This is a genomic window from Aerosakkonema funiforme FACHB-1375 (genome assembly GCF_014696265.1).
Classification (GTDB): domain Bacteria; phylum Cyanobacteriota; class Cyanobacteriia; order Cyanobacteriales; family Aerosakkonemataceae; genus Aerosakkonema; species Aerosakkonema funiforme_A.
In genome coordinates this window covers 1-11,409 of record NZ_JACJPW010000181.1, presented here as the reverse complement: position 1 = coordinate 11,409, position 11,409 = coordinate 1, and the positions used below count along the sequence as shown (strand labels likewise).

The window sequence follows — 11,409 nt, the reverse complement described above, 5'->3', positions numbered from 1 at the left end:
ATTGAGAATCAGAAGTGGAAACCAGGGACTTGACGGCGATTAAAATCGCCAGGTGCGTTTCATCCCCATGTCTAAAGCCAGGGGCTTTCACGCACGGTTTTCGGTAAAAGGAAATAAAGCCTTAGCAAAAAGGCTGCTGGAACAAGCAAAATTTAAATATCCAGGCAAGTCTGACAGGTGGTATGTAGAAAAAATTCTTTACGATTTAGAACGCGATGGGGCAGGTGGCAGGGGTCGTGCCACAACTTATCGGATGAGCGGTAGAGAAGTGAGGGAAAGAATTTTTTTGTTCAGTGCGATCGCATCAGCAATGAACATGGTTTTATACACCGTAACTGGCTGGTTCAGAGGTAGGGGCTAGAAAAAGTCAAAAGTCAAAAGTCAAAAGTCAAAAAGAAGAGGAAAAAGGGAAATATTAATTCTTCCACTCCCCTGCTCCCCCACTCCCCCGCTCCCCCACTCCCTTTTTAAGTGCGGGGATCTAAACTATCGCGCAAACCGTCTCCTAAAAGATTAAAAGCTAAGACTGTTAGGGTAATAAACAAACCGGGGAAAATTGTCGTCCAAGGTGAAGAAAGAGAATAACCGCCTTTGAAAGCGTCGGAAAGCATAGTTCCCAACTCTGGAGTGGGAGGTTGTGCGCCCAAACCTAAAAATCCCAATCCTGCTGCTTCTAGGGTAGCAGTACCAATGGAAAGTGTAGCTTGCACCACTATGGGCGATAGGGTGCTGGGTAAAATGTGGTAGAAAATAATGCGCGTTGGGGAAGCGCCGAGTGCTTTGACTGCTTGAACGAATTCCCGCTCTCTGAGGGAGAGTACCATACTGCGAGTCAGTCGGATGTAAATGGGAACTTGCACAACTGCCACTGCCAGCATAACGCTTGGCAAACTGGGGCCGATAACGGTGACGATCGCGATCGCTAATAATATAGATGGAAAAGCCAACAAAATATCCGTCAACCAACCAATTACTGTTTCGAGATAACCTCGGAAATACCCAGCAATCAATCCCAAAATTAATCCTGCTATCAGTCCCAATCCCACCGATATCAGTCCGACCGATAGAGAAGTTCGCATCCCGTACCACACCAAAACTAAAATATCTCGTCCCAATCCATCAGTACCAAACCAATGTTCGGGAGTGGGAGATTGCAACCGCACCAGATAATTTCTGTCCGTAGCGGGATCGTAGGGATGGAGGATGGGGGCTAAAAGGGAAAGAAGGATGATGGTGATGGTGAGGATAAGGCCCACTTTCCCGGAAATGGATTTTAAAAACCGTTTTAGTGCTTTCATTGAAAGAGGGGAGGGGCCTTGCTACATTCTTGATGGAATTCAAACAATCTATAACAATTATGCAGGTATCATCAATCGTGTAGAAGTACCTGATTTGTTCTAGTAACTCAATTCAATCAATGAAGGATAGTAGAAATACAACTGCTATCCTTTTTATTTCGTCAATTTTATGTGCGGAAAACCGTACTCGCGCTATTGCCCAATGACGGTTTGCTTGCTAATAGGATCGCACTCCTACCAGAATCGCCTGTAAGACGTGATGGCACGATTTTATGTGGAATCCCCGCTAACTAGGCAGAAGAGTATCAGAAGCTATTTAACGCTTAGGTCAGATTTAGGTCAATTTCTTTGTGTTATATGCCTGTGTAACAGGGTTAAATGCAAACTGTACAATAGCAAAATAACGCTGAAACCCTTGTGCTTTATACATTTCAGCTTTATTAATTAAATGGACGCAACTGGACTCGAACCAGTGACCCCTACGATGTCAACGTAGTACTCTAACCAACTGAGCTATGCGTCCTTTTCAGCTTTATTACTATAACACACCTTTCTTTGGATTTGCAAATCTTCCGTATTCTTTTGGAGGAGATGTCTATTAGACATCTCCACAAATTCTTGTGGGGTAGGCATCCTGCCTGCCTTTTGAGATTCTTGTGGAGGAGATGTCTAATAAATCACAATCCTGGTGTCGTTTGTGCAAACAAAGCGGTAAAATCTGTAGTCACTACAGTACCGGGCGCATCTTCCGGTTGAGAAATCAAGTCAAATGCTTTGTTGCGAGCATTTGGTGCCAACAAAGCTTGCACCACCACTTCTGCCACATCTGCACGGGGAATCGAAGTCGGAATTCCATTTGGTGGATTAACCAGCATGGTGTCATTTTTACCGACTAGAAGTTCTCGTTTGCCGCCCGCTTGGTCTAATAGACCGCCAGCGCGAACGATCGTATAATCAATGCCAGAATCAATTAAATACTGTTCTGCCTTACGTTTCCAAATCAAGATGTTGCCATTGCCGATACTGTTAAGAGGATGCTTTTCATTAGTGCCGCCCATTGAACCGACCAAAACTATACGATCGATTCCAGAAGCTTTTGCAGCATCGATTTGATTAACCTGACCCTGATAATCGATTACTTGTGGCATTTCATCATCAGGAAAGGTAAACTCAGGACGCTGACCCGGTTGTGGGATTCCTTTCACCTGGGGAATAGCACTGGTGAGAATGACCAACGCAGAACAACCTTCTAGCGCTTCGATCAGAGTGTTTGAGTCGCGGATATCACCGTAGAAAAAGTTATCGCTTGTGCCGAATAATTGCCGAACTTTATCGCTGGAACGAGCAAATCCCCGCACTATAAACTGCTGGGGACGTTGCTGTAATTTCTGGAAAACGAGCGAACCTGTACGTCCTGTTGCACCAGTAACTAGAACTTGTATGGGCGTAGTCATTAAAATCGATTACCAGATAGGATTGCAGAAAACTATTATGGCATTGCTAGAGCCTGTAATTGCACTCAAATAAGGTAATTTTCAACAAATTACCGATTGCTGACAAATAAACTCAATCGGGTTTTTCAGAATTATGGTGTAAGAAAAGAGATGTTCTAAGCTGTAATCAAACATAGTTTCATACTCCTTTTAGAGTGGGAATCGATAAGTTTAATGGCCGATCGATCTCGTTGATATCGATGGCATTTTTGGAGAAATGGGACTAGCTCAAGCCATATGAGCAATTAGAGTAGTTGAAATGTTCAATAATTAATTAAATATTAATATTTTCTTAAGGTTTAGTTTAACAAAAGTAAGTATGATTTTAACGTTTGATTGAATTTGAGAAGTAAAAATGCTTGAAGCAATCTGTGTAGCTTGGTTATTACTGTTTTTGGGTGACTTCCTTTCTACCTTTTTTTACCACATACCCGAACACATTTTTGGTACTCTCCACGTAACAACTCACCATTCCTGGAAAAAAAACTTCCGTCATTACGCTATCTTGACATTTAATCCGCTGGTTCTTTTAGATGGAATCCTGGGTGCATTGCCTTACCTGATAGTGGCAGTAGTACTGTGGCCTTTTTCTCCTATAGGTGTAATTGGCGGACTGCTTTTCGGTCAATTTCACGTTTGGTGGAGACATATAACTAGCTTGGGAGCAAAAACTCCCAAGCTAGTGACTATTTTGTGCAAAGTAATCTTTATCACAACTCCAGAAAGGCATTGGATACACCATCAAAAAACTAACCAGGCTTACGGTGATATTTTTACCTTCTTTGAGGAACCTGCTAAAGTTTGGTTGCGCTGGCTGCGCCTGTTAAGGCTTTATTTGAAACAATCTCCGCTTGTAAACAAATATAGCCAGGGACTAGGGGCGAGAAACTAGGAGATAGGGAGGGGCTTTCGCATTTGGGCGATAATTTTTCGCTCTTGCCAAAAGAGTTATTGCTAAATGCTTCGCCCCTACTGACAACAGCTTTTGCTATATTCGCCTAGTTACGAAATTAGTGACGATGTTAAATTTTTTGCTTTCGGCTAAGAGCCAAATCGAAAAATATCGACAGGGGAGCGGACTGGAAACTCTTAAATTTTTCCCTGTTTCATCCAACTGTAATTAATGAACGCGATTTGATACTAACAGCGGTTGTGCAGTTACTTCATGCTTGCCAAATTTAGCAGCTGTAGTAAATGTTTGAGCAAGCGGAATTCCACCGGGAATATGAGCGATCGTTATAGCTCCTGCGATCGTCGCTGGTACAATACCTCCTCCTACTAAATCCGCGCCAGTAAGATATAACCCTTCTAAAGGGGTTTTTGCTTTCATCCACGCTGCATTTTCGGCTTGGAAACGTTCTGTCACCGCAGCAATTCCGTAAATTCCGCCTTGGGGATGTGCGGTAAAATGTTCGTTCGTAATAGGAGTAGAAACTTCGCAGTATTCGACTAAATTAGCAAATCCAGGATAATGCCGATCGACTAAATCTATCAACGCCTGACTAATACCTTGCTTGAGAGTTTGGTAATCTCGGTCTCGATGCAACCAAGGCTGTTCTCGCCACTTGACAAACTCATCGTAATCTGCCCAAGTAATAATTTCAGCCGTATGAGTTGTTGCTTTGGGGTCTTTGAGAGATGGAAAGGAAAGGTATGCTTGCAATGGTTTGCCAGTATGTATCCAATTAGCGCGATCGCCATACACTTTATTATGATCGGTGTCTTCGTAAATCCAGTGATTTTCGCCTTGAAAACCTAACTGACGCGGGTCGGACGATAATCCCAGATAAAGCGTCACATTCGTTGCTGGTGGATGCTGCTGCATAAATCTACGCAAAGACTCTCGAAATGGAATCGGATAATTGGATGGAATCAGTTTCAGATAAGTAGTAGCAGCCCCAGCATTAGAAATAATCGCAGGTGCGTAATACTCTTCTATAACATCTTTTGTGTTGACTTTCCTGACTCGCACACCAACGGCGCGGTTATTCTCAATTAAAATCTCGGTGACTTCTCGATTTAAAAGGAACTTACCACCGTGTTCTTCCACAATTTTCTCAACGCTTTTCGCAATTGTTCCCGCACCGCCTACCGGATAGTAGCCTCCATCCAAGTAGTGATTGACAATCGTAGCGTGAACTGCAAAAGAACTTTGGGCGGGAGGCAATCCATAGGTTCCCCATTGAGAAGCGAGTAATGCTTTCAGTTGAGGATTTTGGAAGTGACTATCCAAATAAGCTTGCGTTGTGAGATTTAACGGAAAACGATTTACTATTTTCCCCAACCATCCCATCACCTGAAACAAAGCCGTACCATTTTGTCGCAGGCTGTGCAAAAACAAAGCGTTAGCGGCTTTGGATAGATCTTTGAAATAGTGGCGAATGGCTTTTTCTTCTGTGGGAAAGAGGCGAAGTAAATCTGCTATGTAGCGTTCTTTGTTGCCATAGAGAGCAAACTGAAAGTCAGGATAAACGAATTTCTCAAACGGTTCGGGCATTTTGTTCCATTGCACGCCTTTGCGCGTCACTAAATCGAACAATTGCCGCACCGATGAACTTTCATTCATTTGCCCAACATAGTGAATGCCGACATCCCAATGAAATTTTTGGCGTTGGAAGGAGTGAGTAAATCCTCCGGCTTTGAAGTGACGTTCTAAAACTAGAACTCGCTTGCCTTGTAGTTGTGCCATTAAGCTGGCGACTGTTAGCGCACCCATGCCGGAACCGATCAGAATTATGTCGTAGTGCCGATCTGACTGTATAGTGTTCACGAGCTGCTCCTTTTGCGAGTGGATTTAGTATGTTACCGCTGTTAACATCTAATTTAACTCAGTAAGTTACCAGTGTCAACATACAATAAAGAAAAGTTCTTCAATTTGGGACTGGTAACCGATGAGTGGCAAAAAGACTTATCACCACGGGGATTTGCGACAGGCGTTAGTGGATGAAGCGATCGCACTAATTGCCGAAAAAGATGTCAGCAGCCTGTCGCTGCGAGAAGTGGCGCGTCGGATTGGGGTATCTCATACAGCATCCTATCGTCACTTTGAGGACAAGGAAGCACTTTTAGCAGCTGTAGCGCAAGAAGGATTTATGGGATTGACAAAAGCGCTCAATACAGCCTTAGCTGTAGCTGAATCCCATTCGTTGCGGCGGCTGGAAGCGATCGGTGTAGGGTACGTGCAATATGCGATCGCACACCCATCCCATTATCGAGTGATGTTTGGTGCTTATCGGGGCAATCCAGACAAGTACCCGTTGTTGGAGGAAGCGGGTAAGGAAGCGTTTGGGGTACTTGTGAATGCGATCGAGGCAGGACAAATTGCTGGAACGATCCGTTCTGGAGAATCTCGACAGTTAGCGTGGGTTGCTTGGTCGTTGGTGCATGGATTGGCAATGCTGCTGATGGATGGTCAACTTTCTCTATGTAATACTAAAGAGGTTGAAAGTCTTGCTACCTTCGTCACGGAAACTTTAGTTCGGGGATTGGCACTCAATCATTAAAATTAGCAGTGAGAAATTGACTTTTAATCCTACTTTTTTATCAAAACGTCGGGGTTTCCGGAAAGTGATATGAGGAAGCCCTCGCGATAATCTTCGATCGGCACGAGGGAGGAGATCTCTTCATAGAGCAACAATCGAAGATATGACCGACAAAAACTACAGGGATAAATTTTCAGTTCTGCTAGGTGAACGGGTTGCCTCAAACAAGCACAGATCGTACTTCGACAATGTTCAGTAGCTGGGTGCTACCGCTCAGGTGGCATCTGGTGCTACTTGTGGCAGGGTCTTTGCTCCCGGTAGTCTTGTTTGCGGTTGCCGTCGTCTACCAACTGTCAAAGCAAGAGAAGGCAACATCAGAGCGCCGCGCACTTTTAGCTGCCCGTAATTTAGCAGAGACAGTAGAGCGCGAGATTGCCAGCACATCTCGGACGCTCCAAGCGCTGGCGACATCCGAGCAACTCGATCGAGGGGATCTGAAGTCCTTTTACAATCAGGCTCTGCGGGTAGTGCAGACGCAACCAACCTGGTTAACTGCCATCCTCCTATCACCAAACGGTCGTCAGTTGGCGAACACCAAAAAACCTTTTGGTATGCCGTTGCCTTCTGCGATCGAGCGAGAAAGCCTAGTGCGGGTTGCCATGACACGCCAGCCGACAGTGGGCAATCTCACCCCTGGAGAGCAGGGAAATCTAGCCTTTGCAGTCCGCGTTCCCGCGATCCGCAACGGCAATCTACGGTACATTCTCACGGCTGTGATTACCCCGAAAGCACTAGCGAGCGTCGTGGAAGAACAATCTCCTGTAGATGGAGAATGGACTCGTACAGTCGTTGACGCTCGCGGTATTGTGGTGGCTCGCACTCGCAATCCCGATCGTTTTGTGGGAAAGCGGGGAACAGCATCTTTCCTCAAACGGATTGCGGAGTCAAGTGAGGGAGTGTACCGCGACAGGACGCTGGAAGGAGAGCGGGTATATGTCGCCTATAGTCGGATCGAGAATTTGGGGTGGACGGTTGCCGTCACTGTCCCGGTGGCAGTCATCCAAAGCCCCTCACAAAAAGCGATGTGGGTCGCGATCGGCTCTGGTTTGACATTGCTGCTCATCAGCGGTACTGGTGCGATCGTACTGGCGCGGCAGATTTCTCGCAGCATTACCTTATCTGCCGCCGCCGCCGAAGCGTTGGCCAAAGGGGAACGCCCTCAGATCGCGCCCTCACCGATCGAAGAAATCGCTTTATTAGGTAAATCCCTCGAATTTTCGGCTAATTTGCTTTTGCAACGGGAGCGGCAATTAGCAGAAAATCTAGCACAGGCGGAAGCAGCGCGAGAAGAAGCCGAGGCAGCCAACCGCATCAAGGATGAGTTTCTGGCTGTGTTATCTCACGAGTTGCGAACGCCCCTCAACCCAATTCTCGGCTGGTCTAAATTACTTCGCAGTGGCAGATTAGATGCGGCAAAAACTGCTTACGCCCTAGAAACAATTGAGCGTAATGCCAAACTCCAAACTCAACTTATTGAGGATCTGTTGGATGTTTCCCGCATTCTACGAGGTAAATTAAACCTAAATATGGCTCCGGTAGATTTAGGTTGGACAATTAACGCGGCACTGGAGACGGTGCGTTTAGCCGCACAAGCCAAGTCGATTCAAATCCAGGTATCGCTCGATTCAACAACTGGAAAGGTTTTAGGAGATTCTGGACGTTTGCAACAAGTAGTTTGGAATTTAGTTTCTAATGCAGTCAAATTTACACCTGAGAAAGGGCGAGTGGAGGTGAGATTGCAGCAAGTTGAGGAAGATAAAAGCGATCGCAAAAATGCTTCGTCATCTTCTCTCTCTCTCCATTCCTACGCTCAAATTACTGTTAGCGATACTGGTAAAGGCATTTCTCCAGAATTTCTACCTCATGTGTTTGAGTATTTCCGTCAGGCAGATTCTTCCACCACGCGAATATTTGGCGGATTGGGACTGGGGTTGGCAATAGTTCGTCATTTAGTTGAGTTACATGGTGGAACTGTTCGCGCAGATAGCCCTGGCGAAGGACAGGGTGCTACCTTCACAGTTGAGCTGCCCTTAATCGAAAACAGCGAATTGGCAGAAGAGAAAAGTGAGCTATTGGACTACTCTTCATTGTCTATTGCCGATTGCCCACTTGCTAAGCTTCGAGTTTTGTTAGTAGATGATGAGGAAGATGCACGAGACGTAGTTGCGTTCATCCTGCGACAAGCAGGGGCGATCGTTATAACTGCTCAATCTGCGATCGAAGCTTTGGAAGTTTTCTCGCGATCGAGCGTAAATGTGGTGGTCAGCGATATTGGGATGGCAAAGATGGATGGCTATATGTTAATTCGGCAAATCCGAACTATGCCGCCAGAACAGGGGGGACAGGTGCCAGCGATCGCTCTGACGGCTTATGCAGGAGAAATTGACCAACAACAAGCGATCGCAGCTGGATTTCAGCGGCATATTCCCAAGCCTGTTGAGCCAGAAGAGTTGGTAAAGGCGATCGTCAATTTAAAGGGGCTAGGGACTGGGGGCTAGGGCGTCGGGAAGAGGGAGAGGGAGAGGAAGGAATTTTGACTTTTGACTTTTGGCTCCCGCGCTCCCCCCTAAAGCAATACATATTGTTTGAGCGGGAAGGGAGTAATTCTGCCCACCTACTTATTCCGTATAATTAGAGATAAGATTACTCAATAAAAAGAGGCAATCGAATGATGAATTGGGTAGCATTGTTCGCGCTTTGAACAGCGATCGTCCCACGCATTTGCTCAACTAGCTTTTTTACCAGTGCCAGTCCCAAGCCAGTGCCACTGTGCTTCCAAGGGTCTTTGTTAGGAATACGGTAGAACTTATCAAAAACACGAGGCAGTTCTTCGGGAGCAATTTCGACACCCGTATTCACGATATTTAAATAGAAATGGTCGGTTTTTGTATAAGCATAAATAGAGATCGTCTCACGGGGGGGGGTATATTTGCAGGCATTATTGAGTAGTTCGGTGACGATCCGGCTGAAGCTATGCAAGTCAACAGTCAGGATAGGAAAATCGGGAGCGATTTCAACTTGTAGTGTTTGCTGTTGGTTTCGGGCTCTAATTTCAAAACTTTCGATCGCATGAGGCAACCAGTCTCGCAAATCGATCGGAGTAGGTTGACTGGCGTAAACACCCGCTTCGATGTGCTGAAGACTGAGCAGATCTTCGATTAAGTTTAGTTCCCGCTCAGATTCTTCCTGCAAAACCTTGAGATAATGGATCGCTTTGTTATTTTGTTCTTTAAAATCACAAATTTCCCGAACGAAAGTTTCCTCCTGATTAGTTAGCGTTATCAATAAGTTAGTGACCATTTGGATACTAGAGATTGGGGTACGCAGTTCGTGGGAGATAGTGTTGAGAAAATCGTCTTTGAGTTGATTGAGTCGTTGGAGTTCCTTGACCTGAGCTTGAGCAGCTTCATACAATTGAGCTTGACGGAGAGCGATCGCACACTGGTTAGCAACTTGTTGCACCAAATTAATTTCCATCTCGCTAAAGCTAGAACCGATCGCTTTGAATACCCAAAGATGGCCAATAATTCCAGCTTGTTGCAATTGCCCATCAACTATCGGACAGACGAAAATTGCTGAATGATAGGGAATGGGGCTAACTTGCATCTGACAAAACGCAAAACAATATCCCTGCTGCAATTGAGCGTATATCTCAGGTGCATGTTCGAGCTGGATTTGTTGTCCTTGAGTCGCGGGTAGCCCAGGTTGCACATACTGATAGTGAATTGTCGAGGTGAGGCGATCTGGACTGTAGAGGGCAGCATCGCAAGCTTTTGCTTCGATCGCGGTGGCTAATTCTTTGACTGCAATTTGCAGAATTTGATGGGAATCTAACGAGTCGCGTACTTTATCGGAAATGCGTTTGAGAGTAGCTTCAAAGGCGAGGGATTGCTGTAATTGTAAAGTACGAATATGCACTTGCCGTTCCAAAGTGCTGTTAAAATTTTGGATTTCCTGATATAGTTCTGCCTGTTGAATACCGATCGCAATCTGCCCTGCCAGTTGGGAAAGCAAACTCACTTCCGAACGCAGCCATACTCTGGGGGCAGAGCAATGGTGAATAATCAGCAATCCCCAGAGGTTTTCATTAGCCAGAATCGGTACAACTAACTTGGCTCGAACTGCCCATTGTTCGACAAATTTAACTAAACAAGGGGTAATATCAGCATTTTTGGCATAGATATCATTAATGATACAAATCCTGCCGTGTTTGTAAAGTTCGTGATAAGTGGAGGGAAATACTTCTTGTGGAAAATCCATTCCCAAAATAGCTGGGAACCCGGATACAACTGCTTCGTCAACCACTTTTCCCGTGTGATTCTCAAACAATTGATAAATTAAAACGCGCTCGGCTCGCAGCAACTGTTGAATGGCAGAAACCGTTGTACTGAAAACAACTTCTTTATCGAGAGATTGCCGAATTCGTTGAATAATTGTGCCCATTAACCGTTCTTGTTCGGCCTGAAATTGCAGCATTGCTCCGGTTTGCTGTAGCTGTTGATTCTGCTCTAATAATTGCTGCTGCTGCTGCCGAATCGTGAGTTGATGTCCGATCCGAACCAGTACTTCCTCGGTTTGAAAGGGTTTGGTAATATAATCTGCTGCACCAGCGGCAAAGGCTTTGACCTTATCGCTGGCATCATTCAACGCACTCAAGAAAATCACGGGGATATCGCGAGTGGCGGGATTGGCTTTCAGAATCGAACAAACCTGATAGCCATCCATTTGTGGCATCCGGATATCCAGCAAGATCAGATCGGGAGTATTGGCCTGAATCGCAGCCAAGGCGACTTCTCCACTGATAGCTTGTCTCACCTTGTACATTTCATCCCGCAAAATGCTAGACAAGATTCGCAAATTGTCCGGCTGGTCATCCACGATCAGAATATTGATTTTGCTGTTTGTTTTTTTAGGAACTGCAATTGCAGACATAACGATACTGCTACGTAGAACTTATACATTGCCGGACATAATTGGACAACGCTGTCTACTTCCTGTTTCTACCAAGGGTGTCGGCACGCAACTTGTCCACAGGCGTTTAGTTCAGGTTTAGCCAACCTTACTTTGTTGGGCGGC

Annotated in this window: 8 protein-coding genes and 1 tRNA gene; 4 read left to right on the top strand and 5 right to left on the bottom strand. The window is 45.5% G+C overall.

Features of this window, described 5'->3' with window-relative positions:
• Nucleotides 1-67 precede the first annotated feature (67 nt).
• Entirely contained in the window at nt 68-361 is a 294-nt protein-coding gene (locus H6G03_RS35610; protein ID WP_190475392.1) for a hypothetical protein, read from the top strand.
• A gap of 106 nt (nt 362-467) precedes the next feature.
• Here the strand turns inward: H6G03_RS35610 and H6G03_RS35605 are convergent, their stop codons facing one another.
• The 3 genes from H6G03_RS35605 to H6G03_RS35595 form a co-directional block, all read right to left on the bottom strand.
• Entirely contained in the window at nt 468-1,298 is an 831-nt protein-coding gene (locus H6G03_RS35605; RefSeq protein ID WP_190475390.1) for an ABC transporter permease, read from the bottom strand.
• Between the two features lie 449 nt (nt 1,299-1,747).
• Nucleotides 1,748-1,821, bottom strand: a tRNA-Val gene (locus H6G03_RS35600).
• A 154-nt stretch (nt 1,822-1,975) separates the two neighbouring features.
• Nucleotides 1,976-2,752, bottom strand: a complete 777-nt coding sequence (locus tag H6G03_RS35595; RefSeq protein ID WP_190475387.1) for an SDR family oxidoreductase — start codon at nt 2,750-2,752, stop codon at nt 1,976-1,978.
• A 394-nt stretch (nt 2,753-3,146) separates the two neighbouring features.
• Between H6G03_RS35595 and H6G03_RS35590 the strand changes: the two genes are divergently transcribed.
• On the top strand, nt 3,147-3,683 hold the full coding sequence (locus tag H6G03_RS35590; RefSeq protein ID WP_190475385.1) for a sterol desaturase family protein: 537 nt from the start codon (nt 3,147-3,149) through the stop codon (nt 3,681-3,683).
• 228 nt (nt 3,684-3,911) lie between these two features.
• Here the strand turns inward: H6G03_RS35590 and H6G03_RS35585 are convergent, their stop codons facing one another.
• Nucleotides 3,912-5,561 (bottom strand): phytoene desaturase family protein, encoded by a 1,650-nt coding sequence (locus H6G03_RS35585; RefSeq protein WP_199315641.1) that lies wholly within the window; start codon nt 5,559-5,561, stop codon nt 3,912-3,914.
• Nucleotides 5,562-5,682: 121 nt separating this feature from the next.
• Between H6G03_RS35585 and H6G03_RS35580 the strand changes: the two genes are divergently transcribed.
• Nucleotides 5,683-6,294 carry a TetR/AcrR family transcriptional regulator gene (locus tag H6G03_RS35580; RefSeq protein WP_190475383.1) on the top strand — a complete coding sequence of 204 codons (612 nt, stop codon included), beginning with the start codon at nt 5,683-5,685 and terminating at the stop codon, nt 6,292-6,294.
• A gap of 275 nt (nt 6,295-6,569) precedes the next feature.
• Nucleotides 6,570-8,831: a hybrid sensor histidine kinase/response regulator gene (locus tag H6G03_RS39400; protein ID WP_206756672.1), complete on the top strand. Its 2,262-nt coding sequence runs from the start codon at nt 6,570-6,572 to the stop codon at nt 8,829-8,831.
• Between the two features lie 145 nt (nt 8,832-8,976).
• Here H6G03_RS39400 and H6G03_RS35570 read toward each other — a convergent pair whose 3' ends face one another.
• Nucleotides 8,977-11,265: a response regulator gene (locus tag H6G03_RS35570; RefSeq protein ID WP_190475379.1), complete on the bottom strand. Its 2,289-nt coding sequence runs from the start codon at nt 11,263-11,265 to the stop codon at nt 8,977-8,979.
• Nucleotides 11,266-11,409: the final 144 nt, after the last annotated feature.